25 protein-coding genes, 1 tRNA gene and 1 other RNA gene are annotated in these 22,630 nt (G+C 55.0%); 11 read left to right on the top strand and 16 right to left on the bottom strand.

Annotation, left to right across the window (positions count from 1 at the left end; all coding sequences use genetic code 11):
• Positions 1 to 10: 10 nt before the first annotated feature.
• The 3 genes from ACN0WX_RS08015 (at position 11) to ACN0WX_RS08005 (ending at position 1,053) form a co-directional block, all read left to right on the top strand.
• Entirely contained in the window at positions 11 to 283 is a 273-nt protein-coding gene (locus ACN0WX_RS08015) for a hypothetical protein (protein WP_417621762.1), read from the top strand.
• 30 nt (positions 284 to 313) lie between these two features.
• Entirely contained in the window at positions 314 to 544 is a 231-nt protein-coding gene (locus tag ACN0WX_RS08010; protein ID WP_417621761.1) for a hypothetical protein, read from the top strand.
• A gap of 98 nt (positions 545 to 642) precedes the next feature.
• Complete coding sequence (locus ACN0WX_RS08005; RefSeq protein WP_417621760.1) at positions 643 to 1,053, top strand: SufE family protein; 411 nt, start codon at positions 643 to 645, stop codon at positions 1,051 to 1,053.
• On the opposite strand, the gene ACN0WX_RS08000 is transcribed toward ACN0WX_RS08005, so the two are convergent.
• The 5 genes from ACN0WX_RS08000 to ACN0WX_RS07980 form a co-directional block, all read right to left on the bottom strand.
• Complete coding sequence (locus tag ACN0WX_RS08000) at positions 1,050 to 1,586, bottom strand: DnaJ domain-containing protein (RefSeq protein WP_417621759.1); 537 nt, start codon at positions 1,584 to 1,586, stop codon at positions 1,050 to 1,052. The two genes, ACN0WX_RS08005 and ACN0WX_RS08000, sit on opposite strands and share 4 nt — an antisense overlap.
• Before the next feature lie 46 nt (positions 1,587 to 1,632).
• Positions 1,633 to 1,990, bottom strand: an RNA gene (gene rnpB, locus ACN0WX_RS07995) — RNase P RNA component class A.
• A gap of 6 nt (positions 1,991 to 1,996) precedes the next feature.
• Positions 1,997 to 2,683 (bottom strand): N-acetylmuramoyl-L-alanine amidase, encoded by a 687-nt coding sequence (locus tag ACN0WX_RS07990; RefSeq protein ID WP_417621879.1) that lies wholly within the window; start codon positions 2,681 to 2,683, stop codon positions 1,997 to 1,999.
• A 28-nt stretch (positions 2,684 to 2,711) separates the two neighbouring features.
• The gene (locus ACN0WX_RS07985; protein ID WP_417621758.1) at positions 2,712 to 3,353 is read right to left on the bottom strand and encodes a histidine phosphotransferase family protein; all 642 of its coding nucleotides are present in this window, start codon (positions 3,351 to 3,353) and stop codon (positions 2,712 to 2,714) included.
• Between the two features lie 26 nt (positions 3,354 to 3,379).
• Complete coding sequence (locus ACN0WX_RS07980) at positions 3,380 to 3,811, bottom strand: Mov34/MPN/PAD-1 family protein (RefSeq protein WP_417621757.1); 432 nt, start codon at positions 3,809 to 3,811, stop codon at positions 3,380 to 3,382.
• 16 nt (positions 3,812 to 3,827) lie between these two features.
• Here ACN0WX_RS07980 and ACN0WX_RS07975 point away from each other — a divergent pair, with 16 nt between their 5' ends.
• From ACN0WX_RS07975 to mtgA, 3 genes are all read left to right on the top strand, one after another.
• Positions 3,828 to 4,781, top strand: coding sequence for an RluA family pseudouridine synthase (locus tag ACN0WX_RS07975; protein ID WP_417621756.1), 954 nt, complete (start codon positions 3,828 to 3,830; stop codon positions 4,779 to 4,781).
• Between the two features lie 75 nt (positions 4,782 to 4,856).
• Positions 4,857 to 5,768, top strand: coding sequence for an RNA polymerase sigma factor RpoH (rpoH, locus tag ACN0WX_RS07970; RefSeq protein ID WP_417621755.1), 912 nt, complete (start codon positions 4,857 to 4,859; stop codon positions 5,766 to 5,768).
• 83 nt (positions 5,769 to 5,851) lie between these two features.
• Positions 5,852 to 6,517 (top strand): monofunctional biosynthetic peptidoglycan transglycosylase, encoded by a 666-nt coding sequence (mtgA, locus tag ACN0WX_RS07965; protein WP_417621754.1) that lies wholly within the window; start codon positions 5,852 to 5,854, stop codon positions 6,515 to 6,517.
• Between the two features lie 106 nt (positions 6,518 to 6,623).
• Here the strand turns inward: mtgA and clpX are convergent, their stop codons facing one another.
• Both clpX and ACN0WX_RS07955 read right to left on the bottom strand, forming a co-directional pair.
• Positions 6,624 to 7,895, bottom strand: coding sequence for an ATP-dependent Clp protease ATP-binding subunit ClpX (clpX, locus tag ACN0WX_RS07960; protein WP_417621753.1), 1,272 nt, complete (start codon positions 7,893 to 7,895; stop codon positions 6,624 to 6,626).
• Positions 7,896 to 8,033: 138 nt separating this feature from the next.
• Positions 8,034 to 8,657 carry an ATP-dependent Clp protease proteolytic subunit gene (locus ACN0WX_RS07955; protein WP_417621752.1) on the bottom strand — a complete coding sequence of 208 codons (624 nt, stop codon included), beginning with the start codon at positions 8,655 to 8,657 and terminating at the stop codon, positions 8,034 to 8,036.
• A gap of 223 nt (positions 8,658 to 8,880) precedes the next feature.
• Here ACN0WX_RS07955 and ACN0WX_RS07950 point away from each other — a divergent pair, with 223 nt between their 5' ends.
• Positions 8,881 to 9,507 carry an ATP-dependent Clp protease proteolytic subunit gene (locus ACN0WX_RS07950; protein ID WP_417621751.1) on the top strand — a complete coding sequence of 209 codons (627 nt, stop codon included), beginning with the start codon at positions 8,881 to 8,883 and terminating at the stop codon, positions 9,505 to 9,507.
• Between the two features lie 107 nt (positions 9,508 to 9,614).
• Here the strand turns inward: ACN0WX_RS07950 and tig are convergent, their stop codons facing one another.
• The 6 genes from tig to gatC all read right to left on the bottom strand — a co-directional run bounded on the left by tig (position 9,615) and on the right by gatC (position 15,588).
• Positions 9,615 to 11,153 (bottom strand): trigger factor, encoded by a 1,539-nt coding sequence (tig, locus tag ACN0WX_RS07945; protein ID WP_417621750.1) that lies wholly within the window; start codon positions 11,151 to 11,153, stop codon positions 9,615 to 9,617.
• A 56-nt stretch (positions 11,154 to 11,209) separates the two neighbouring features.
• Positions 11,210 to 11,294: transfer RNA gene (locus ACN0WX_RS07940), tRNA-Leu, on the bottom strand.
• 115 nt (positions 11,295 to 11,409) lie between these two features.
• A complete protein-coding gene (locus ACN0WX_RS07935; protein ID WP_417621749.1) occupies positions 11,410 to 12,282 on the bottom strand; it encodes a hypothetical protein in 873 nt (290 codons plus the stop codon).
• 41 nt (positions 12,283 to 12,323) lie between these two features.
• Positions 12,324 to 13,814, bottom strand: a complete 1,491-nt coding sequence (gene gatB / locus ACN0WX_RS07930; RefSeq protein WP_417621748.1) for an Asp-tRNA(Asn)/Glu-tRNA(Gln) amidotransferase subunit GatB — start codon at positions 13,812 to 13,814, stop codon at positions 12,324 to 12,326.
• 2 nt (positions 13,815 to 13,816) lie between these two features.
• Complete coding sequence (gene gatA, locus ACN0WX_RS07925) at positions 13,817 to 15,301, bottom strand: Asp-tRNA(Asn)/Glu-tRNA(Gln) amidotransferase subunit GatA (RefSeq protein ID WP_417621747.1); 1,485 nt, start codon at positions 15,299 to 15,301, stop codon at positions 13,817 to 13,819.
• A complete protein-coding gene (gene gatC / locus ACN0WX_RS07920; protein WP_417621746.1) occupies positions 15,301 to 15,588 on the bottom strand; it encodes an Asp-tRNA(Asn)/Glu-tRNA(Gln) amidotransferase subunit GatC in 288 nt (95 codons plus the stop codon). Before gatC ends, gatA begins: the two co-directional genes overlap by 1 nt.
• Positions 15,589 to 15,716: 128 nt before the next feature.
• On the opposite strand from gatC, the gene ACN0WX_RS07915 reads away from it, so the two are divergent.
• From ACN0WX_RS07915 to ACN0WX_RS07900, 4 genes are read left to right on the top strand one after another with little or no spacing between them, the layout of a single operon-like run.
• Positions 15,717 to 16,841 carry a DUF3089 domain-containing protein gene (locus ACN0WX_RS07915; protein WP_417621745.1) on the top strand — a complete coding sequence of 375 codons (1,125 nt, stop codon included), beginning with the start codon at positions 15,717 to 15,719 and terminating at the stop codon, positions 16,839 to 16,841.
• Positions 16,838 to 17,302, top strand: a complete 465-nt coding sequence (gene ruvX / locus ACN0WX_RS07910; protein WP_417621744.1) for a Holliday junction resolvase RuvX — start codon at positions 16,838 to 16,840, stop codon at positions 17,300 to 17,302. The genes ACN0WX_RS07915 and ruvX overlap by 4 nt, the downstream gene beginning before the upstream one ends.
• 22 nt (positions 17,303 to 17,324) lie before the next feature.
• Positions 17,325 to 18,317, top strand: coding sequence for an aspartate carbamoyltransferase catalytic subunit (locus ACN0WX_RS07905; protein ID WP_417621743.1), 993 nt, complete (start codon positions 17,325 to 17,327; stop codon positions 18,315 to 18,317).
• Positions 18,314 to 19,534 (top strand): dihydroorotase, encoded by a 1,221-nt coding sequence (locus tag ACN0WX_RS07900; RefSeq protein ID WP_417621741.1) that lies wholly within the window; start codon positions 18,314 to 18,316, stop codon positions 19,532 to 19,534. Before ACN0WX_RS07905 ends, ACN0WX_RS07900 begins: the two co-directional genes overlap by 4 nt.
• Before the next feature lie 29 nt (positions 19,535 to 19,563).
• On the opposite strand, the gene ACN0WX_RS07895 is transcribed toward ACN0WX_RS07900, so the two are convergent.
• The 3 genes from ACN0WX_RS07895 to ACN0WX_RS07885 form a co-directional block, all read right to left on the bottom strand.
• Entirely contained in the window at positions 19,564 to 20,991 is a 1,428-nt protein-coding gene (locus ACN0WX_RS07895) for an SPOR domain-containing protein (protein ID WP_417621740.1), read from the bottom strand.
• A 77-nt stretch (positions 20,992 to 21,068) separates the two neighbouring features.
• Positions 21,069 to 21,722 carry a hypothetical protein gene (locus ACN0WX_RS07890; RefSeq protein ID WP_417621739.1) on the bottom strand — a complete coding sequence of 218 codons (654 nt, stop codon included), beginning with the start codon at positions 21,720 to 21,722 and terminating at the stop codon, positions 21,069 to 21,071.
• A 17-nt stretch (positions 21,723 to 21,739) separates the two neighbouring features.
• Positions 21,740 to 22,462, bottom strand: coding sequence for an AAA family ATPase (locus ACN0WX_RS07885; RefSeq protein WP_417621738.1), 723 nt, complete (start codon positions 22,460 to 22,462; stop codon positions 21,740 to 21,742).
• Positions 22,463 to 22,630 lie beyond the last annotated feature (168 nt).

Raw genomic sequence — 22,630 nt, 5'->3', positions numbered from 1 at the left:
GAGACAGGATATGAGTTGGCCCGAAGCCGTAGTTGCCATCATCATCATTGTTACAATCGGGCGCGTGATGCGATCCAAATATCGCGCCCAGCATGGTATATTGGAAGATCACAAGGGTAATTCTGTCGCGGTGACGCGAAACGCGCAGGATCCCGACTCCCGTCAACTGCATGATGAAGTGAAGTTTCTCAAGGAGCGCGTCGCGGTTCTTGAGAAAATCGCCACCGATGATCGCGGTGCCAGGGAACTGGAAAATGAGATCGAGAAATTACGCGACCGGTAGTTCGGTCGAGAAAGTAGAAGGACAAGCACGATGCAAGAACCTGCTTTTTACATGATTACTGGAGCCTTTTCGCTGATTGGATTGACGGTCGTTGCCCTCGTTTCCTTGCGGGGATGGCGCGATTGGATCGCCCTTAAATCCCGCGAACTGGACCAGCGGCGCGAGGACAGCCCTCCCACTGCGACTTCCCGGATCGAGGTCGCAGACCTCAAAGAGCGTATCCGCAAGCTGGAAGCCATTGCGGCAGGCGTCGAGCTCTAGCACCGACCCGCTGAGCGAAGCGATTCGAGATACTTCCCGGCGCACAAACGCGAAATTCAATGGTGACGGGAATTCCCTGCCCTGCTAACCGCCCATCCATGAGCAAAATTGACGACCTGATCGAAGAATATGAGTTTCTCGAACCCGATGATCGTTATCGGCTGCTGATCGATCTGGGCAAACAACTTGATAATATGCCGGATGCCCTCAAAACCGATGCAACGCTGGTCCGTGGCTGTTCCGCCTCTGTATGGGTCTATCCGACACAGCTGGATGATGGTCGCCTGCATTTTCTGGCCGACAGCAATGCGGCCATTACCAAAGGCATAATCGCGCTTGTGCTGGAAACGGTTCAGGATCAGGCCGCAGATAAAATCAGAAATACAGATATTGCCGCAGTGCTGGAGCCTTTTGATCTGAAAAATCAACTAAGCTCAAACCGCACCCAGGGCATTCCCAATATGATTGCGCTCATTCAGGACACGGCGTCGCGTTTGCAAAAAGCCTAGACCGGTTTCCAGACCCGTCTTTCTTCGGCAACACGCAATACATCAAACGCGGCCTGTGCGGCCTGAAATTTTTTCGCTGCCTCCTTGTCACCGGGATTAACATCCGGATGATATTCCTTGGCCATCGCCCGCCAGGCCTTTTTCACCGTTTCAAATTCGACATCAGGAGTGAGGTCAAAAATTTCCAGTGCGGTCATTTCATCGCGTGACCGGCTGCCATCACCGCTACCCATCCAGCTATAATGCTGGGCCTCCTGATAGGCATTGGCATCGCGCTGCTCATCATGCTCGCGCTTTTTGCGCTCTTCCTTGTCCAGGCCTTCGAAATAGTCCCAACCACGATTATATTCAGCCGCGTGATTCTGGCAGAAATACCAGCGATCGGGACTGTTGGGAGATTTGGGCGCAGGACAATTGCCTGGCTCGTTGCAGCCATGCCGGTCACAGATTCTCACCTGCTCCGCTTCGCGGGAACTTTCGTAGCTTCCCCATCTTGGGAAACCCCAGTTATCTGATCGTTTTGCTTTCGGCATAGTCCCTATTCTAACAGAGGAGCCGCGCGAGTTCCACCGCAAAGATAATACCAGAGGGTCTGTAAGCCGGGTTCTGTCCATCCGCCGAAACGGAATAGCCAGCCATTCATCTGGGCCATGCATTGCTGCGTGGCTCAAGCAACCAACCCGGGCAGCAAGCCGAAAACGCCATATGCCGCCCCTATTTGGTTTTGCTCCAGGTGGGGTTTACCGTGCCGGGTCTGTTGCCAGCCCCGCGGTGCGCTCTTACCGCACCCTTTCACTGTCACGTGACCGAAATCGTCGCGACCTGCTTTCTGTTGCACTTTCCCTAGGGTTACCCCCGCCGGACGTTATCCGGCACCTTTTAATCGTGGAGCCCGGACTTTCCTCGACATAAATGCCGCGGCTGGCCGACCCTCTGGTACCCTCTATTTAGTAATTCCGCGCTCTCTGTCCAACATTAAAGACAAAAGCAGTGAACGGCATTCGCCGTCAATCACGCCATCGATCACTTTTGGCCGGAAGCGGCGTTGAAAAGCGACAACTGCGGCCGTCTGGTCGGAAATATCATAACCGAACCGCTCCAGCGCGAGCATGAAGCCACCGTCTGTCCAGGGTGGATCACCCAATTTCAACGACGGCTTTTTCAGCGCAATACCGTGGCGCGCCAATCTGTCCCAGTCAAACAGCTCGCCCGGATCCTGCTTCCGAGCAGGAGCTAGGTCGCTATGGCCGATCACGTTGGACGGGAGAATATCGTGGCGCTTCACAATGGCATGGGCAAGCCGGGTCACCGCATCCATCTGCTCTTCCGGAAATGGTACATAGCCCCATTCATGGCCGGTATTGACGATCTCGATGCCAATGCTCGCGCTGTTTACGTCGGTAATACCGCGCCAGTAGCCACGCCCTGCGTGCCAGGCACGTTTTTCTTCATCGACCATCTGCACGATTTGCCCGTCTTCGGTCACGACATAATGCGCGGAGACTTTGGCCTCGGGATTGGCCAGCCAGCTTATCGCGGACGCAGCATCCTTCATGCCGGTATAATGCATGACGAGAATAGTGATTGGTAACTGGCGTTCGTCAAAATTGGGAGACGGCGTCGATATCATATCCATGAAAGACAGCCCCTTTCCGAAATCAGGCAGTGACAATAGCGCCGAGAAGCAATTCTGTCGCGGAGGGCGAAGATATCCGCAGGTCGCCCCCATTCTCCACTGCCAGTTCCCGGGTCATCCAGGCGGCGGCGGTCCGTGCGCTGAGATCAGCTGACGCGATTGTTCCGTCCAGCGCCGACCGGATTGCATCATCGAGCGCGATCTTGGCACCCTCGGCCCGAACGACGACCTCAATGCCCAAATCGCCTTTTTCCGCCCCAACATCAAGACTGCCCCCGCGGACCAGCGCTTCTTTTGCGATAAGAGTGAGATTGAGAAGAATCTTGATCGCCTTTTTGGGCAAAGCTTCATTCTGAAGCGCCCAGCCCAGCGTGATTTTCCCTGAATCGTCGATCAGGGTTTCGATCAGCTGCCGTGCTTCCGCCGGATCAACTTCCTCGCCGAATCCCCCGGCGGCACCAAAGGCTAACCGGAAATATTTCAACTTGTCGGCAGAAGCTCTCGCGCTGTCTGCCAGCAGATCCATGCAACGATCCCGCATCACCGGATCGGTTTCCCCTTCCAGCAATTCCAGCCCATTATTGATGGCACCGACCGGGCTCAGCAAATCATGGCATATTTTTGAACACAGCAGAGATGCCAGATCAACGTCACTAATCGCCATATTATTCTGCCCTCAGACTGTGATTTCTATGTCGCGGTTGTTTGGCCCTTTGCTCCCCAGCAATCAAGCCTGATCGCGTCAAAACGGCCATAAATTTCGCCTTCCTCCCGACTGTGCCACGCCGCAGCATCACGTCCGTTCAATATAAGCCACAGCCGGCCATCCGCGGCCGCGCTTCCGGCATCAGTAACGGAAGGACGCACCTCGCTGCCGGGATGGGAGTGATAATAGCCGAGTATCGCGGGACCCCCATGACGCTGATGCCGCTCGGCAGCAATCAGGGCGACCGGATCAATCTCAAAATGCCGGATGGGATCATCCGCGACATTTCGGGTCGAGTTATAGCAAGTCACCTGTCCCTCCTCACCGAATAAAATCCCGCAAATTTCCTTCGGCGCCGCGGCAAGGACCAGCTGCTGGAGTTCTGCCAACATCACGCTTGATATACGGAGTTTCATAGCCCACATCTAGGCGATGAACGCGGGGCAATCCACCTTATCCGGAATTTTACCGGAGACACCCAAAAAGCAACGCCTGGATGCCGCTTTGACAGACGCTGTTGAAGGGCTTTCGCGGGAACGGGTAAAATCGCTCATAGCCGGTGGCAATCTGACAATTGACGGTATTGTCCACAAGGATCCATCGGCCAAAAAACTGGCTGGAAAAAGCTTCGAACTCACCATTCCCGAACCCGTAACCGGCCCTGCGCAGGCGCAGGATATCCCGCTGGATGTTGTGTTTGAAGACGCGCACCTGATCATCGTGAACAAGCCGGCCGGACTTGTCGTCCATCCAGCGGCCGGTCATGCCGACGGAACGCTGGTCAATGCCCTGCTACACCACTGCAGGGGCCAGTTGTCGGGTATTGGCGGCGTAACCAGACCCGGCATCGTTCACCGAATCGACAAAGACACGTCGGGACTGATGGTCGCGGCCAAATCGGATATCGCCCATCAGGGACTGAGCGCGCTATTTGCAAAGCATGATATTGAGCGGCGCTATCTGGCGATCGTCAATGGTCGTCCCAATCCGCCCTCTGCCACGATCGAAGGCAATATTGGTCGCAGCAACGTCAATCGCAAGAAAATGGCGGTTGTAGGAGACGACAAGGGCAAATCGGCGGTGACCCACTATACCGTCAAGGAGCCACTTGATGGTGCCGCCCTGGTCGAATGCACGCTCGAAACAGGACGCACCCATCAGGTCAGAGTGCATATGTCCCACATCGGCCATAGCCTGATTGGCGACCCGCTCTATGGCACCCGTCGAAAATCTTTGCTTTCCCGGCGAAAAGATATTCAGTTTGGACGCCAGGCCCTGCATGCTGCTAGTCTTGGATTTACTCACCCTGTAACCGACGAAAAATTGCTGTTTTCCATTGATTTTCCAGAGGATATGCAGGAACTATTCATGAAGTTGCGTGTATAAGTAATACACCTTATATACGCTTTTGACCAAAGGGTGCTTGATGAGGCCCGGCGGCACAACAAAGAAGGAACAAAAATGGCTAATGGTAGCAATGTTCCGGCAAAAATCCCTGCCTTAGGGGGGGATGCGAGCCTGAACCGGTATCTTTCGGAAGTGCGGAAATTTCCGATTCTGACCCCCGAACAAGAATATATGCTGGCGAAACGCTATTCTGAACACAAGGATCAGGAAGCCGCCGCCCAGCTGGTAACGTCGCATTTGCGACTCGTCGCGAAAATCGCGATGGGCTTCCGCGGCTACGGCCTGCCCGTTTCGGATCTGATTTCCGAAGGCAATGTCGGCCTGATGCAGGGCGTGAAGAAATTTGAACCCGAACGGGGTTTCCGTCTGGCGACCTACGCCATGTGGTGGATCCGCGCGTCGATACAGGAATATGTATTACGCAGCTGGAGCCTCGTGAAAATGGGGACCACCGCTGCGCAGAAGAAACTGTTCTTCAACCTGCGCCGGATGAAAAATAATCTTGATGCGTTTGAAGATGGTGACTTGTCGCCCGAAGATGTGAACAAGATTTCGACCGATCTTGGTGTTGCCGAACATGAAGTCGTCAATATGAACCGCCGCATGTCAATGGGTGGCGATGCCTCGCTGAACGTGACATTGTCATCCGACGATGGCGAAGGCGGCCAGTGGCAAGACATATTGGAAGACGACGGTCCGCTTCACGACGAATCAATCGCGTCCGCACAGGAAGCCGAATTCCGCCACGAAATGCTCACCGAGGCAATGGAATCGCTTAACGAACGCGAACAGCATATTTTGGCTGAACGCCGCCTGTCGGAAAATCCCAAGACGCTTGAGGATTTGAGCAAGGTCTATGATGTCAGTCGCGAACGCATCAGGCAGATTGAGGTTCGGGCCTTCGAGAAACTTCAAAAGGCAATGCTTAGAATTGCCGGTGAAAAACAGCTCCTTACGGCTGGTTAAGCCGCAAGATTGGTTTGAAACTATATCGCAAACGCCCCGAAACAGGATTTGTTTTCGGGGCGTTTTGCATTTAGATTGCCGCGATGCGGTTGATCAAATTTCTCTTCAAATCTGCAATCTATTTCGTTCTGATCACCGTTGCGTGGGTCGGACTTTATGCCATTGTACCGCCACCGATAACGCTGACCATGATCATGGATGAGAATAGCATCACCAAGGACTGGGTCAGCTTTGATGATATATCGCCCAATATGGCGCGGGCGGTTATCGCGGCCGAGGATAGCAAATTCTGCAGTCATGACGGCTTTGATACCGAAGCGATCCAGAAGGCGATCCAGCGGAACGCGCAGGGTGGACGGATCAGAGGCGGTTCCACCATATCCCAGCAAGTCGCGAAAAATGCGTTTCTCTGGCAGGGCGGCGGATTTTTCCGCAAAGGCCTGGAAGCCTATTTCACCTTCCTGATCGAGACGATCTGGAACAAGCGGCGGATCATGGAAGTCTATCTCAACATCGCCGAGACCGGGATCGGCACCTATGGCGTGCAGGCCGGTGCCCAGCGCTATTTCCACAAGGATGCGAAGGATTTAACCCGGATAGAGGCCGCGCGCATTGCCGCCGCCCTGCCCCTGCCCAAGAAACGGGCCGTCAACGGCGCCAGCGGCTTTACCCGGCGCTATGGCAATACGATAGCAGCGCGGATCAATGTGGTGCGCAACGAGAAGCTGGATGGATGTATTTATAAATAGCCGCATGAAGCGCTATGCACGAACCCACAGCATAATCGACTAGCGCGCTATTCTCAAAGGCCCGGAGGCAAAAACAGAGATAGCTCCGGCCTGTGCCGGGGCACAATCAAGCCGCGTCTTCTTTCTTCGCCTTGCTGCTCTTGGCAATCACCTTCACCGGCTCTTTCGTGCCAGCAACGACATCCTTGTCGATCACGATCTCGTCCACGCCTTCGAAATCCGGCAGGTCGAACATGGTATCGAGCAGGATATTCTCGACGATGGAGCGCAGACCGCGGGCACCAGTTTTCCGTTCAATGGCTTTTTGCGCCACCGCAACCAGCGCGTCGTCGGTGAAGGTCAAACCAACATCTTCCAGCTCGAACAGCTTGCGATATTGTTTCACCAGCGCGTTTTTCGGTTCCTGGAGGATCGTCACCAGCGCGTCGATATCAAGGTCTTCCAGCGTAGCGATGACCGGCAGACGGCCGACAAATTCCGGAATCAGACCGAATTTGAGCAGATCTTCCGGTTCGCCCTGCGCCAGTAGCGCGCCGACACGGCGCTCTTCCGGAGCGGCGACATGGGCGCCAAAGCCGATGGACTTGCCTTCCAGGCGATCGCCAATGATCTTTTCGAGACCAGCGAAAGCGCCGCCGCAGATGAACAGGATATTGGTGGTGTCGACCTGCAGAAATTCCTGCTGCGGGTGCTTGCGGCCGCCTTGTGGCGGTACGCTGGCGGTGGTGCCTTCCATAAGCTTCAGCAAAGCCTGTTGAACACCCTCGCCCGAAACATCGCGGGTAATCGACGGATTTTCCGCCTTGCGGCTGATCTTGTCGATTTCGTCAATATAGACGATCCCGCGCTGCGCCTTTTCGACATTATAGTCGGAAGCCTGGAGCAGCTTGAGAATGATATTCTCGACATCTTCGCCGACATAACCGGCTTCGGTCAATGTAGTGGCATCGGCCATGGTGAACGGCACATCAAATGTCTTCGCCAGCGTCTGTGCCAGCAAGGTCTTGCCGCAGCCAGTGGGACCGACCAGCAGGATATTGGACTTGGCCAGCTCGATATCACCGGATTTTGCGGCGTGGTTGAGACGTTTATAGTGGTTATGCACAGCGACCGAGAGGACGCGTTTCGCGCGCGCCTGTCCGATCACATAGTCGTTCAAAACGTCGCAGATTTCCTGCGGCGTTGGCACTTCGCCATCTTTTCGACCAGTAACAGCCCCTTTGGTTTCCTCGCGGATGATGTCATTGCAAAGCTCGACGCATTCATCACAAATGAAAACCGTGGGTCCGGCAATCAGCTTGCGGACTTCATGTTGGGATTTGCCACAGAAAGAGCAATATAATGTGCTCTTCGAATCAGATCCCGTCAATTTCGTCATAAAAAGTCCTTTAACCCGGCCAATATTGTAATCTAACCGTCAAATTCCAAATTGCCACAGCTTTTTTCGCCGCTTTCGCGACGGATCAGCAAGCCTATCAAATATGGCTTAAATTTCATTTAGGGCAGCGATTAGCGCTTATTTTTCATCTTCGGTCGGCACGGGGCGCTTGTTGTAAACTTCATCTACAATACCAAAGGCCTTGGCTTCATCGGCTTCCATGAATGTATCCCGGTCCATCGCCGCTTCGATCTCGTTCAAGGGCTTGCCGGTATATTTGGCATAAAGCTCATTCATGCTGCTGCGAATGCGCAATATTTCCTTGGCCTGGATCTCGATATCCGAAGCCATCCCCTGCGCACCGCCTGAGGGCTGATGCACCATGATCCGGGCATTCGTCGTCGCCATCCGCATGCCTGGTTCACCAGCAGCGAGCAGAAAACTGCCCATGGAGGCTGCCTGGCCGACGCATACAGTACCGACACGCGGGCGGATATATTGCATCGTATCGTGGATCGCCATCCCGGCAGTCACAACGCCGCCAGGCGAATTGATATAGAGATAAATATCCTTTTTCGGATTTTCCGATTCCAGAAAGAGCAACTGCGCCGTGATGATCGACGCCATGCCATCTTCGACCGGACCGGTAACAAAAACAATGCGTTCACGCAGCAGTCGGGAGAAAATATCGAAACTGCGCTCCCCCCGGTTGGACTGTTCGACAACCATTGGGATTAGAGCGTCTGTAATCGGATCATGCATCTTGTAAATTATCCTGTTTGTGGCTTCGGCACTACATCGGGATTATCGCGGAATTGTTCAAGGGGTTTAACGATGTCGGGCTATAATGATTGCTGCCCGGAAAAAACACCCCTCCGATACGACGATCATTGCGCACCATGCACGCTATCCCTACATGTTCTACAAGGCAATGCTGATCGTTCAGTGATCAGTGCGTCTCAAAATTCCATTAGCGGAGTCCAGAATGACAACCAACAACAGCCCAATCTCTCCCACATATAATAACGAAGAAGAAGATAACGAAGAGAACAAGTCCGGTGGCCTGCCCGGCGCCATGATGACGAAATTTCTGGAAGCCCGCACGATCATGATATTTGGCGCGATTGACCAGAAGCTGGCCGAACGCGTATCCACACAGCTGCTTTATCTCGATCACGTCAGCCATGACCCCATTCGCATATTTCTGAACTCACCCGGCGGTCATGTCGAATCGGGAGACACAATTCATGATCTTGTGCGCTACATCAGTTCGCCCGTCGCAATGATCGGGACCGGGTGGGTTGCCAGCGCCGGAACGCATATTTTCCTCGGAGTGCCCAAGGAACAGCGCTTCTGTCTGCCCAATACAAGATTTCTGATCCATCAGCCATCCGGCGGCGCCGGCGGCAAGGCGTCGGATATCGCCATTCAGGCACAGGAAATCGTGAAGATGCGCGAGCGGCTCGCACTGATTATCGCCGAAGAAACCGGGCAGGATGTCGAACGCGTCCGCAAGGATATTGATCGCGATTACTGGATGGGTACAGAAGAAGCCAAGGAATATGGCATTCTTGGCACGGTCATCGACAAGGCAAGCGAAGTCACCTTCTGACATTGGCTGAAGCCGCTAGTCGCCGACTGAAATCATCAGATATCAGCGCATAAAAAAGCCGGACAGGTCCTCCCTGCCCGGCTTTTTCTATATTCAAACCAGAGAGCTTATTTCTTGGCTGGTGCCTTTTTGGCCGCAGGCTTCTTGGCTGCCGGCTTTTTCGCAGGAGCCTTTGCAGCAGCTTTCTTCGCCGGAGCCTTTTTAGCCGGAGCTTTTTCTGCTTCAGCCTTGGCCGGAGCCTTCTTGGCAGCTGGCTTTTTCGCAGCGGCTTTCTTAGCTGGCGCTTTTTTCTTGGCTGCTGGCTTGGCTTCCGCTTCGTCTTCTGCCTCGATCGCGGCTTCCAGTTCTTCGCGTGTCACCTTGCGGTCCGTAATATCCGCCTTGTCAAACAGGAAGTCGACGACCTTGTCCTCATACATAGGAGCGCGAAGCTGGGCTGCGGCCATCTGGTCCTGCTGAATATATTGCACAAAGCGGTCGCGGTCTTCCGGACGATATTGCTGGGCTGCCTGCTGGATCAGCATCGACATTTCCTGCTGGCTGACCTCGACGCCATTGGCCTGTCCGATTTCTGACAGAAGCAATCCGAGACGAACCCGACGCACCGCGATATCGCGATATTCGTCTTTCTCGTCTTCCATTTCCTTCTTCGCAGCATCCGGATCTTCGTCCTGAGCAGCTTCCTGCTCGAGCTGCTGCCAAATCTGGCTGAATTCAGCTTCGACCATGCCAGGAGGCACTTCAAAATCATGATTGGCGGCCAGCTGGTCAAGCAGCTTGCGCTTCATATGGGTGCGGGTCAGGCCATTGAGTTCCTGTTCGATCTGTCCCTTGAGCAGTTCGGTCAGCTGGTCAATACCTTCCAAGCCCATGGACTTGGCCATTTCATCGTCAGCCTTGGCGGCTTTCGGTTTCTGGACTTCGGCAACCACAACATCAAATGTGGCGTCCTTGCCCTTCAGGTCTTCGACATTATAGTCATCCGGGAAGGTCACTTTGACGAGCACTTCGTCATTGGCCTTCTTGCCAATCAACTGGTCTTCAAAGCCTGGGATCAAGCGGCCGGAGCCCAGCTCGATCGCCATGCCTTCGCCCTTGCCGCCTTCAAAGGGCACGCCGTCGACCTTGCCTTCAAAGTCGATGATGCACTGATCGCCGGTCTGGGCCTTGTGCGATTTGGCAGCGGTTTCAAACTGCTTCTGGCTCTCGGCAAATTTCTGCAGCGCTTCATCAACAGTTTTCTTGTCCGCTTCAACCTGCAGACGCTCCAGTTTCAAATCGTCGACCGATGGCGTTGGAACGTCGGGCAGTATTTCGAGATCCAGCTTGACGTTCGCATCCTTGCCGGGCTCATAGCCTTCGTCCAGATCAACATTGGGCTGCATCGCCGGACGCAGCTTGTTGTCGGAAATTGTTTTTTCGATGCTTTCCTGGATCGAGCTGGTCAGCGCGTCCTGCATCAGGGCATCATTGTGCATCTTGCGGACAAGATTGGCTGGAACCTTGCCTTTGCGGAAGCCGGGCATATTCACCTGCGGCGCGAGCTTCTTCACTTCGGCTTCGACCCGCGATTCGATATCTTTCGCGGTAATCTTGATTTCATAGGCCCGTTTCAGACCTTCGTTCAGCGTTTCAACAATCTGCATGACTATCCTTTGATGCCTTCATATTCGGTGTTTTTCGATAGATATTGCGACTAACTTGGTGCGGGCGAAGGGACTCGAACCCCCACACCCGAAGATACCAGAACCTAAATCTGGCGCGTCTACCAATTCCGCCACGCCCGCCCAGCTAAGTCGTCAAAACTCTATCGAAGTACGATTGACCCGCGCGCCTAGCCGAAAGGCGCGTGGAGGGCAAGTGGGGTTTAATTATGCTCCGGCTTTTTACTTCGGCAGGTTGCTATTCTACAGTGAAACCGAATATTCTGCCTGTCGCCGTTCCGGAGGACATAATGCCCGGCCCCGATCCCGCAGAGATAGCGTACACAAAACCATATTCGCCCGGATCAAGATCGGCGATCATTTCTACCTTGTAAACGCCGGTGCGAATTTGCTCGTAATTGAACGGAATTCTGTCTTTGTCCATGATCCCTGTTTTCGCACCACCGATATTAAAACTACCGAAGCGCGCCTCGCGTCGCCCTTTTTTCTTTTTCAGCTCGATTAAACTAAATTCATTTGGCGATTGCACAGAAATTGCAGATCCCGCCGCAAAAGTCCCGGATTGCTCCGACCCATCAGATGCATTGCTGTTGTCGAAAAAGAAATAGAACCGTGGCTTGGATGCCCCCGTGTTGACCTGAGCAGATTCCCCGGGGATAACTGCTTTCAGGCTCGCTGATGCAATACCAGCAGTTAGTGCGTAACCCAACAGCCCACCAGTTTTCGTTTGACTGGTCATCATCGAATCTATTTTTTCTAGGGCGCCGTCGACGTTCGAAGAATCAATTAGATAGACCCCGGCAAAATGTGGTTCCATCGGATCAAGACTGGTCGCCGACAGCGCAATCGGTTTTTCAGATTGACGGCTGTTAGCAGTAACCATGGCGGCGATAACCCCACCCGGTACACCGCCATTTTTTAGTGCGATCAGATCCTGAACTTCGGTTTTGTAATCTGCATCGCTGGACTCAATCTTTGCTACGATGGTTTCTTCGCCGAGCCCTGCGTTCAACAAACCAATAATGTCGGCATTATTCAATTTTTCAGCGGAAGAAGGTGAACTCAATGCGGCTATTGCGAGCGGCAAAATATACTTAGCCAATTTTTTCATAGTCTCTTCCTTGCTCCCCTTAAAAAAAGAACGAAAATTCGTTATTCTGCAAGCACCTTCTTCAACAACTCATTCACCACCTGGGGATTGGCTTTGCCCTGCATCGCTTTCATTGTCTGACCAACAAAAAATCCGAACAGCTTGTCCTTGCCGCTGCGATATTGGGCGACCTTGTCTTCGTTGGCGGACATGACGTCGGCGATGACTTTTTCGATCGCGCCGGTGTCGGATTCCTGCTTGAGGCCCTGTTCCTCGACGATTTTTTTCGCGCCGTCACCGGTTTCGAGCATGATCTCGAACACCTGCTTGGCGATCTTGCCGGAAATCGTGCCATCAGCGACAAGGCTGAGCAATTCGGCGGCCTGCGCGGGCGAAACCGGGCTATTCTCGATATCCAGGCCCATACGGTTGAGCGCACCGAATAGTTCGGAAGTCACCCAGTTGGCGGCGCTGCTGGCAATTTTTTCGGGCTGGTCGGTGGTTTCCAGCAGTTCCTCGAACCACAGGGCGGTTTCATGCTCTGCGGTCAGCACCGCTGCATTATAGGCGCTGAGGCCGAGTACATTCTTGTAGCGCGCGCGCTTTTCGTCCGGCAGTTCCGGCAGGCTCGCCTTGCAGTCGAAGATGAAATCATCTTCCAGCTCCAGCGGGAGCAGATCGGGATCGGGGAAATAACGGTAATCATGCGCGTCTTCCTTTGAGCGCATCGACCGCGTTTCGCCCCTGTCCGGATCGAACAGACGGGTTTCCTGCACAACTTCTCCGCCATCCTCGATCAGATCGACCTGGCGCTGCGCTTCATATTCGATCACCGCCTGGATGAAGCGCATCGAGTTGACATTCTTGGTCTCGGTCCGTGTGCCGAGCTCGCCGCCGGGCTTGCGCACGCTGACATTGACGTCGGCGCGCATCGAGCCCTGTTCCATATTGCCGTCGCATGACCCGACATAGCGCAGGATCGAGCGGAGCTTGCGAACATAGGCAGCGGCTTCCTTGGGCGAGGTCATATCCGGCTTGGAGACGATTTCCATCAAGGCGACGCCGCAGCGGTTGAGATCGACATAGGACATGGTCGGATGCTGGTCGTGCATCAGCTTGCCGGCATCCTGTTCGATATGGATACGTTCGACACCAATCGCCTTGCCGTGCGCATCCGGATCTTTTTCATCGAGCGAAATCTGGATCACGCCCTCGCCCACGATCGGATGGTAAAGCTGGGATATCTGGTAACCCTGCGGCAGATCGGCGTAGAAATAATTCTTGCGGTCAAAGCGCGAATATTTGTTGATCTGCGCGTTGATCGCGAGCCCGGTGCGCACCGCCTGACGGACGCACTCGGCATTCAGCGTCGGCAGCATGCCCGGCATCGCGGCGTCTACGAGGCTGACCTGCGTATTAGGTTCCGCGCCAAATTCCGTGGAAGCTCCGGAAAAGAGCTTCGATTTCGATGTAATCTGGGCGTGCACTTCAAGGCCTATCACGACCTCCCATTCGCCGGTTCCGCCCTGGATACGATATGTTGATTCAGTCATTTCTACCACCACTGCTCCGGTTTCGCGACAAATCCGGCGCGTTCTTCGATTGCCAAGCCTGCGTTGAATACGCTCTGCTCGTCCAATGCCTTGCCGATGATCTGCAGGCCGAGAGGCAATCCCTTGCCATCCAGTCCTGCAGGCACTGACATCGCAGGCAGACCGGCCAGTGAGCTGGGCACGGTGAACACGTCGTTCAGATACATGGCCAGCGGATCGTCGCTTTTTTCGCCCAATCCGAAAGCAGCGCTTGGCGCGGTCGGGGTCAGCAGCAGATCGCAGCTGTTCCAGGCCTTGTCGAAATCCTGCGCAATCAGCGTGCGGACTTTCTGCGCCTGCGTATAATAAGCGTCATAATAGCCGGCGCTCAGCACATAGGTACCGATCATGATCCGGCGTTTCACTTCCGGTCCGAAACCGGCTTCGCGGGTCGCGGCATACATGTCCTGCAGCCCTGCCCCGTCCGGAAGATCGCGTAGACCATAGCGCACGCCATCATAGCGCGAGAGGTTGGACGAAGCTTCGGCGGGCGCGATGATATAATAAGCCGGCAGCGCATATTTCGTGTGCGGCAGCGAGACATCGACGATGGTCGCGCCGGCATCCTTGAGCATTTCAATGCCCTTCTGCCACAGCGCGTCGATTTCGGCGGGCATATTCTCGACGCGATATTCCTTGGGAATACCGATCTTCTTGCCTGCGAGATTGCTGTTCAGCGCCGCTTCCCAGTCGGGGACGGGCAGATCGAGCGAGGTCGAGTCCTTGGCATCGAAACCGGCCATGGATTCGAGCATGATCGCGCAATCGCGAACGTCATGGGCCATCGGCCCTGCCTGATCGAGCGAACTGGCGAAAGCAATCGTACCCCAGCGCGAGCAACGGCCATAGGTCGGTTTGAACCCTGTGATACCGGTGAAGGCGGCTGGCTGACGAATCGATCCACCGGTGTCGGTGCCGGTTGCTGCAGGGGCGATATGTCCCGAGACAACCGCTGCGCTACCGCCAGAAGAGCCGCCAGGGGCCAGATCGACGTTGCCACCGTCATTGCGCCGCCAGGGGGAAATCACATTGCCGAATGCGCTGGTCTCGTTCGAGGAGCCCATGGCGAACTGGTCCATGTTGAGCTTGCCGAGCATCCCTGCGCCAGCCTTGAACAGGTTGGACGACACGGTCGATTCATATTGCGGGGTGAAGCCTTCGAGAATGAGGCTGGCAGCTGTGGTCGCAACGCCCTCGGTGCAGAACAGGTCCTTCATGCCGATTGGCACGCCTGCCATCTTGCCGAGCGTTTCGCCCGCCGCCTTGGCCTTGTCGGTCGCTTCCGCCGCCGCCAGAGCATGATCCGGCGTTTCAACCAGAAAGGCATTCAGTGGCTTGGCCGCACTGACCCGCGCGATGAACGTCTCTGCAACTTCCTTCGCGGTGAAATCGCCATCGGCAATGCCGCTGCGGATATCGGCGATACCCAGTTCAAATATTGCGGTCATTATTCAATCACCTTGGGAACGGCAAAAAAGCCATGTTCGGCAATTGGCGCATTGGCCAATATCTTGTCGCGAATCTCGCCGTCGGTGACGACATCTTCGCGCAATCGCAATTTGTTGGGAATAACCGCCGTCATCGGCTCGACCTTCGAACAGTCCACTTCGCCCAGTTGCTCGACCCAGCCCAATATCTGGTTAAGTTCGGGCACAAAGGCGTCTGCTTCAGCTTCGGTGATCGCGATCCTCGAGAGGCCGGCGATTTTTTTTACGGTTTCCTTATCGATTGACATGACTCATTCTTTTCAGGTTCATCTTTTTTCGGGTATTTCGGATTTATATTGTGTACCGAGCGCCGCTAGCACCGGCGCGAAGCGGCTTCAAGCGGATTGAGGCGGCAGAAATCAGGTTGGAGTATCATTTGGCCCGCAAGTTTCTCTATTTTATCGCAAGTATGGTGGTTCTCGTGCTCGCCGGTGCGTTTGTATTTCGTGTCTATGGCGAAGAGTTGATGGAAGTCGCTTTTGTACCCGACACCGAATTTACCGCCCAAGAGGTGTTGGAAGACAATGTCTACGCCGACAGCAACATGTGGCTGGCACGGCCCGACCTTGCGAAAGACAACCCTGCCCTGTGGCTCCCCGAGGACATTGAAGAAACCCCATCGGCGTCCTTCGAAGGCAAAAAAGCCGCCGTTTTTTTCGTCCACCCTACCTCTTTTCTCAAGAAGAACCACTGGAATGCACCGCTCGATGACGACGAATCGCAAGATCGTGCGCGGATATTCCTGCGCGGTCAGGCCAGCGCATTCAACGCCATCGGCGATATATGGGCGCCGCGCTATCGCCAGGCGACACTGGGCGCTTTCCTGACCGAAAAACCGGAAGGCCAGCAGGCTCTCGATGCGGCCTATCAGGATGTCCTGATTGCATTTGATTATTTTGTTGCGGAAATTCCCGATGATCAACCAATTATACTGGCAGGACATAGTCAGGGCAGTCTGCATCTGACAAACCTGCTCAAGGATCGGGTTTCCGGCACTCCCCTGGCCAATCGAATTGTCGCGGCCTATGTTGCCGGGTGGCCGGTTTCTGTCGCAACAGATATACCGGAAATGGGCCTCGATATCTGCGAATCCCCCGACCAAACGCGCTGCATATTAAGCTGGCAGAGCTTCGCCGAACCCGCGGACTATAGCCGGATTGTCAAAGTCTATGACATGACAATCGGGTTCAACGGCCAACCCCGTAAAAATACAAAGCTGCTTTGCAGCAATCCGATCAATGGCGATATTAATTCATCGGCCGTGGCAGCCGAAAATCTGGGGACACTTGTTCCCAATGATGATCTGAGCGATGCGACGCTGACCACTGGCACCGTGCCGGCAAAATGCGACAAACGCGGCTTTCTCCTGATCGGCGACCCACCCGATCTTGGTCCTTATGCGTTGCCCGGCAATAATTATCACGTATATGATTACAGCCTGTTCTGGTCGAATATTCGCGCCGATGCACAGCGGAGGATGGCAGCATTTCTGGCACGTTGATCTCTGATGATGTGACCGCCTTCAGGGATGCGCTGCCCGATGGCGGGCGCTTGCTGGGCCTGGATATCGGGACGAAAACGGTAGGCATGGCACTGTGCGATTCTCACTGGACTTTCGCGACAGCAGCCGAGACCATCGAGCGGCGCAAATTTTCGAAGGATCTCGAGCGTATAAAATCGGTAATTGCTGAGCAGAATATCGTCGGAATCGTGGCTGGCCTGCCGCTCAATCTGGATGGCAGCCAGAGCCAGCAAACCCAGGCCGCGCGGTCTTTTGCGCAAAACCTGAAACCGCTTGGGCTGCCAATATTGCTGTGGGACGAGCGGTGGAGCACACAGGCAGTCACCCGCGACCTGATTGCATCGGACGTCAGTCGGAAAAAGCGAGCCAAGGTGGTCGACAAGATGGCCGCTGGTTATATTTTGCAAGGGGCTATTGACAGGCTTGCCGCGCTGGGATGATCGCTTTATAGAGCCCACTTTAATGACATCGAAACAAACCGCATCGCCGCAACCGTTTCCCGCCGGATCGGATGCTTTTCCTCATCGTCATCTATTGGGTATTGCAGGGCTCCAGCCATGGGAGATATTATTTCTTCTGGAAGAGGCCAAGCAATGGGTCGATCTCAACAAAAAATCGAGCAAACATGCGGACCGGCTCGATGGCCTCACCGTCATCAATGCGTTTTTCGAAAATAGCACCAGAACGCTGCTTTCCTTTGAAATTGCCGGAAAACGCATGGGCGCAGACGTGGTCAATATGCATGCGGCGCAATCAAGCATCAAAAAGGGCGAAACGCTGATCGACACAGCGGTCACGCTCAACGCGATGAAAGCGGACGCGATCGTTATCCGGCACGGCAGTTCCGGTGCGGTGCAGCTGATTGCCGACAAGGTTGACTGTCCCGTTCTCAACGCTGGCGATGGCAGCCACGAGCACCCCACGCAAGCGCTGCTCGATGCGCTGACGATCCAGCGGCGCAAGGGCGAGATCAGTGGCCTGACGGTTACGATTTGCGGCGATGTGATGCACAGTCGGGTGGCGCGATCCAATATCTACTGCCTGGCAACGCTCGGGGCAAAAGTAAGGGTATGCGGCCCACCCTCACTTATTCCCGCCGCGCTTGACCGGTTCAACGTCGAAGTATTCACCAACCTCGACAAGGCGCTCGACGGAAGCGATGTCGTGATGATGTTGCGGCTCCAGAACGAGCGCATGAACGGCGACTTTATCCCCAGCCCGCGCGAATATCATTATCTCTATGGATTGACCGGGGAGCGGTTGAAGCTCGCCAGCAAGGACGCCCTTGTGATGCACCCCGGGCCGATGAACCGGGGTGTCGAGATCGATAGCGATGTTGCCGATAACCTCGATCATTCTGCAATTACAGAGCAGGTCGAGATGGGGGTAGCCGTACGGATGGCCTGTCTCGATATATTGACCCGCAATTCTCGCGGTGTGGAGGGCTGGTCATGAAGCAGATTTTTACCAACGCACGATTGATCTTGCCGGACGAAGAACAACCCGTGTCGGGGGCGCTAATGGTCGATGACGACCGCATCGTCTCGGCGAAAGACTTCGCCCATAGTGAGGCTGGCAAAGAAATAGACTGCGGGGGCAGGATATTGGCACCGGGCATCGTCGATCTTGGCGTATTTGCTATCGACAAGCCGGCCTTTCACTTTGGCGGGATCACCCGGGCCGCGCTGATGCCCGACCAGTCGCCGGTTCTCGATCTTCCCGCAATGATCAAGCATAATGCGGTTGAGGGCAAGCCGGACCTATGGTCCCATCCGATCGCCGCAGCGACGAAGGGGCTGGAAGGAAAACAGCTGGCCGAAATCGGGCTGATGAAACGTTCGGGCGCAAAGGCAGTTGCCACCGGCCGGCACTGGATTGCGGACAGCGGCCTCATGCTGAAGCTCTTGCAATATTGCCATGCACTGGATTTGCCGGTGATCGTCCATAGCGAGGATGCGGGACTAACCAATGGCGCGGTTGCGACCAACGGAGAAACTGCAACGCGGCTGGGACTTTCCAGTGCCACGGCTGCAGCAGAAGCCGTTTCCATCGCCCGCGATATTGCTCTGGTCCGCGAAACCGGAGCTCATGTCCATTTTCGGCAGGTGACCACCGCAGAAGGTCTGGAGCTTATTCGCGGTGCAAAATCGGACAATCTTCCGGTTACCTGCGGTATCACCCCGGGCCACCTGCTTTTGTCTGATTTCGCGATCCACGATTTCCGGACCTTTACCCGGCTGTCTCCGCCATTGCGCAGCGAAGAGCATCGCCTCGCCTGCGTGGCTGCGGTGCAAGATGGAACGATCGACGTGATTGCTTCTGGCCATGATCCACGCGGCGCGGAAGACAAGCGGTTGCCCTACGCAGAGGCTGCGCCGGGAATGGCCGGAGCAGAAACATTGCTGGCTCTTTCTCTCACACTGGTGCGTGACGACACGATTTCCATTGGCCGGCTGTTCGAGCTTTTGTCGACCAATCCGGCAAAAATTCTGGGCGTCGAAGCAGGCTTGCTGCAACCTGGATATGAGGCTGATTTTATTCTGGTGGACGAAGACAGCCCGTGGCGGGTTGATACCCGCAGAATGGCAGCAGCGGCAGGGAATACGCCATTTGACGGCCTGCCCGTCCAGGGAAGGGTTACCGCAATTTATAAAGGCGGCAGAGCTTATTAGCTCGCCGCCCCTATCAAATTTTTCGTGGTTTAGCGTGAGGCCAGTTTTTTCGGCGCTTGGCTGGCCATGCGCGTTGGCCCAACTTTGTTCACGCCTTTCGCATGGCGCACGATGCAATTGCCACCCTTTGCCTTGATGCCATCACACATGGCGTCAGCGGTTTGTGCGTTGCCAAACCCGATTGCCGCCAGACGGTAAAGGGTCTTGCCCTTCACATTGATCCGCGAACTTGCATATTCAAAAGAACTCAGATCGCTGTTTTTGGAGGATAATATCTTCCAAGCGCGCTGGGCAGCCTGGGGGGAAGAAAATGCCCCCAACTGCACCAGATGGGTACCCGAAGAAGAAGCTACGGACTTAGCGGCGGGCCGATATGCCACTCTCTGCACTACCGGCCTAGCGACGGGCTCTCCCTGCACTGCAGCAGTCTTGACCGGAGCGGCCATGCTGCTTCCCACCACAAATTTGGATTGTGCTGCAAGGCGAGCCGGCTTGGCGTCTTCCTTCATTACAGGCACTTCTTCCGGTGACTTTACCATCGCTTTGCTGGCTGGCAGCGAGACTGTCGTCACTTTGACGTTATTTTCCTGGGCCAGGAAATCCACATCACTGTCCGCCTTTGGTGCCGGCCCAATGGCTGGCAACGGACTGTTACGGTCATAGCTGGCCACTGCAATGTCGTGATCATTCTGGGAGGATGCGGCGACATTGACGGGTGCAGCGAGCGGTGTAAGAGCCAACTGGACCGGCTGACCAGGATCATTGGCGACAGGAGTCACGTTCAACAGCGTCGCAACACGGACTTCATAAGCATCCGGCCGGGCCATTTGCGCCCATTCCATAATACGTTCATTGATGGATTCCGCTGTCACGTCTTGCATCGCTATCAACTTGGCTTCTTTCCAACGACCATCCAAAGCGTAGGCCAAGCCCAGATTCTGTCGTGTACGGGCAGTCACGTCGGCGCCACGAATTGCTTGCTCCAGAATTTCGATCGCAGTCTTGCTGTCGCCGGTAAGTGCCAGCGCGAGGCCATAGTCAGAAGCCGGAATATACTGTCGGTTGTTGACAACAAGCGCGTTAGCCTTGTGTACCTTGCCCTGGCCCAGTTGCGCCAAGCTTAGGCTCAGGATCGTCCGCGCATCAATCTTGCCAAGCTCCATAGCATCCTGATAACTGCGTTCTGCGGATGCCAGACGTCCCGCCGCCAAATAGGCATGGCCCAGCAAGGCCCGTGTCTCGGAATCGCTGCCAACCCCGGCCACCGAACGCTCGGCATAGGCGATCGCAGATTCGACACCGCCTTTCGCAAGCGCCTTTTCTGCCTTTCTGGCATATTTCGCGCTATCCTTGGCTGATGTCGCTTTGCTCGATACGGATGCGACCGATCCTCCACCAGAGGAACCACAACCGGTCAACATGGCGGCAAACACCATGGAGGAAGCAGCTAATTTCATAATTACATCGCGTTTCATTTCTATGCCCTCGCAATAAAAGTCAGTCATTTCCGAATATGGTTCAGTTCACATCCCGCTCATGCAGCACCACGCGATGGAACGCGTTTAGCCAAGTCATCAAGTTCTGGAATGGTTCTCAAATATTCATCCATCGCCCGGGTCACCAATTGCTGCGCCGACATATTTTTCACTGCCGTAGCCAATCGCAATTTCAGATGCCTTTCGGCATCGAGCCGAAGCGTGAATGCGGTTTTCGCTTTACGAGTCCGGGATTTATTCGCCGTCAGCGCTTTTTTCACTGCGCGCTTTTGACTATTGTCCGCATTTGATATCGCCGATTGCTTTGCCAGGGGCGCAACTTCACCGGAAGCAGGCAACGGTTGCGTTGCCACTGGCGGTTTTTCGGCGGCTTTTTCAGCCTCCACATCATCGGAATATTTCGTCTCCAGCTTGGCAGCGATTTCTTCCTGCTGCTGTCGTACGGCAGGAACAGGATTCGGAACCGCGCCAGCGAGCGGATTATGGAGGAACTGTTCGACCGAATCTGCCTCATGATCGGGATCAACGTCATAGCCCATATCGTTCCAGCCCAGATCCTCATGCGTGTCGCCATGCTGATCGGATGAATTGACCGACAAGCCGAAGCCTTGACGGCGCATTGCGGGCTTTGCACCGCCCTTACGCGCCAGCAAACTCGACGAAAGAGAAGCAAGTGGTTTGGGATCGCTCATTTTTTCTGCTTCTCCCATCACGAGCCCACAACCCGACGACCGAAATTGCCGCCAGGCCGGTATGTGCCGGGGCTCACATTTTGTGCCATGGTGGGAGCGCTAAAAATCGTGCGCCGGAAATTCTTCTCAAGCCGATCAGAAATATAGGTCCATAAATGCGTAATTTCCTGGGCCGATCGTCCTTTTGAATCGACTTCCATAACCGTACGCCCGTCGATCATCGATCCGGCGAAGTCTGTGCGGTGATGGACTGTAATCGGGGCGACCGTACCGTGTTGGGAAAGTGCAACGGCTGCTTCAGCGGTAATCCTTGCTCTCGGTGTCGCGCCATTCACAACGAAAATCAACGGCTTGCCGGCACGGTCGCATAGATCGACAGTTGCCCCCACAGCCCTGAGATCATGCGGGCTGGGTCGGGTCGGTATGACGATAAGCTCCGCAACCGAAATCACGCTCTGGATCGCCATCGTGATCGCAGGCGGCGTATCAATTACGGCCAGCTTGAATCCCTGTTGCCGTAAAATTGCTAGGTCGGAAGCGAGACGCGATACGGTGGTTTGAGCGAAAGCTGGCAGTTCTGCTTCTCTCTCGTTCCACCAGTCGGCCAGGGAACCTTGCGGATCGATATCGATCAATACCACCGGGCCGGCGCCGGCCAGTTGTGCCTGTACGGCCAGATGACCCGACAATGTAGTCTTGCCGGAGCCGCCCTTTTGCGAAGCCATTGCTAGAACTCGCACGCTCTTCCCCTTATTCCATCACGGGCAGGAATTGCCCCGAAATTTCTATCCGGGTGCTTCTCTGACACAACAGGGCTAAAATAGAGTTAACAAGTTCCGGACGCACTTTTGGCTGCTGCGAAGCGTTTGACCTCGCCGGACAAGGCCATTCCGGTTCGGGACATTCGT

Origin of the sequence: Parasphingorhabdus sp., from assembly GCF_048269915.1 — a bacterium.
GTDB lineage: Bacteria > Pseudomonadota > Alphaproteobacteria > Sphingomonadales > Sphingomonadaceae > Parasphingorhabdus.
This window is presented reverse-complemented; position numbering and strand designations above follow the sequence as displayed.

Excerpts from the sequence above, each read along its gene's own strand:
- ACN0WX_RS08015 (WP_417621762.1), top strand. The coding sequence starts at position 11 with ATGAGTTGGCCCGAAGCCGTAGTTGCCATCATCATCATTGTTACAATC.
- ACN0WX_RS08010 (WP_417621761.1), top strand. The coding sequence starts at position 314 with ATGCAAGAACCTGCTTTTTACATGATTACTGGAGCCTTTTCGCTGATT.
- ACN0WX_RS08005 (WP_417621760.1), top strand. The coding sequence starts at position 643 with ATGAGCAAAATTGACGACCTGATCGAAGAATATGAGTTTCTCGAACCC.
- ACN0WX_RS08000 (WP_417621759.1), bottom strand. The coding sequence starts at position 1,586 with ATGCCGAAAGCAAAACGATCAGATAACTGGGGTTTCCCAAGATGGGGA.
- ACN0WX_RS07990 (WP_417621879.1), bottom strand. The coding sequence starts at position 2,683 with ATGATATCGACGCCGTCTCCCAATTTTGACGAACGCCAGTTACCAATC.
- ACN0WX_RS07985 (WP_417621758.1), bottom strand. The coding sequence starts at position 3,353 with ATGGCGATTAGTGACGTTGATCTGGCATCTCTGCTGTGTTCAAAAATA.
- ACN0WX_RS07980 (WP_417621757.1), bottom strand. The coding sequence starts at position 3,811 with ATGAAACTCCGTATATCAAGCGTGATGTTGGCAGAACTCCAGCAGCTG.
- ACN0WX_RS07975 (WP_417621756.1), top strand. The coding sequence starts at position 3,828 with ATGAACGCGGGGCAATCCACCTTATCCGGAATTTTACCGGAGACACCC.
- rpoH (WP_417621755.1), top strand. The coding sequence starts at position 4,857 with ATGGCTAATGGTAGCAATGTTCCGGCAAAAATCCCTGCCTTAGGGGGG.
- mtgA (WP_417621754.1), top strand. The coding sequence starts at position 5,852 with ATGCGGTTGATCAAATTTCTCTTCAAATCTGCAATCTATTTCGTTCTG.
- clpX (WP_417621753.1), bottom strand. The coding sequence starts at position 7,895 with ATGACGAAATTGACGGGATCTGATTCGAAGAGCACATTATATTGCTCT.
- ACN0WX_RS07955 (WP_417621752.1), bottom strand. The coding sequence starts at position 8,657 with ATGCATGATCCGATTACAGACGCTCTAATCCCAATGGTTGTCGAACAG.
- ACN0WX_RS07950 (WP_417621751.1), top strand. The coding sequence starts at position 8,881 with ATGACAACCAACAACAGCCCAATCTCTCCCACATATAATAACGAAGAA.
- tig (WP_417621750.1), bottom strand. The coding sequence starts at position 11,153 with ATGCAGATTGTTGAAACGCTGAACGAAGGTCTGAAACGGGCCTATGAA.
- ACN0WX_RS07935 (WP_417621749.1), bottom strand. The coding sequence starts at position 12,282 with ATGAAAAAATTGGCTAAGTATATTTTGCCGCTCGCAATAGCCGCATTG.
- gatB (WP_417621748.1), bottom strand. The coding sequence starts at position 13,814 with ATGACTGAATCAACATATCGTATCCAGGGCGGAACCGGCGAATGGGAG.
- gatA (WP_417621747.1), bottom strand. The coding sequence starts at position 15,301 with ATGACCGCAATATTTGAACTGGGTATCGCCGATATCCGCAGCGGCATT.
- gatC (WP_417621746.1), bottom strand. The coding sequence starts at position 15,588 with ATGTCAATCGATAAGGAAACCGTAAAAAAAATCGCCGGCCTCTCGAGG.
- ACN0WX_RS07905 (WP_417621743.1), top strand. The coding sequence starts at position 17,325 with ATGACATCGAAACAAACCGCATCGCCGCAACCGTTTCCCGCCGGATCG.
- ACN0WX_RS07900 (WP_417621741.1), top strand. The coding sequence starts at position 18,314 with ATGAAGCAGATTTTTACCAACGCACGATTGATCTTGCCGGACGAAGAA.
- ACN0WX_RS07895 (WP_417621740.1), bottom strand. The coding sequence starts at position 20,991 with ATGAAATTAGCTGCTTCCTCCATGGTGTTTGCCGCCATGTTGACCGGT.
- ACN0WX_RS07890 (WP_417621739.1), bottom strand. The coding sequence starts at position 21,722 with ATGAGCGATCCCAAACCACTTGCTTCTCTTTCGTCGAGTTTGCTGGCG.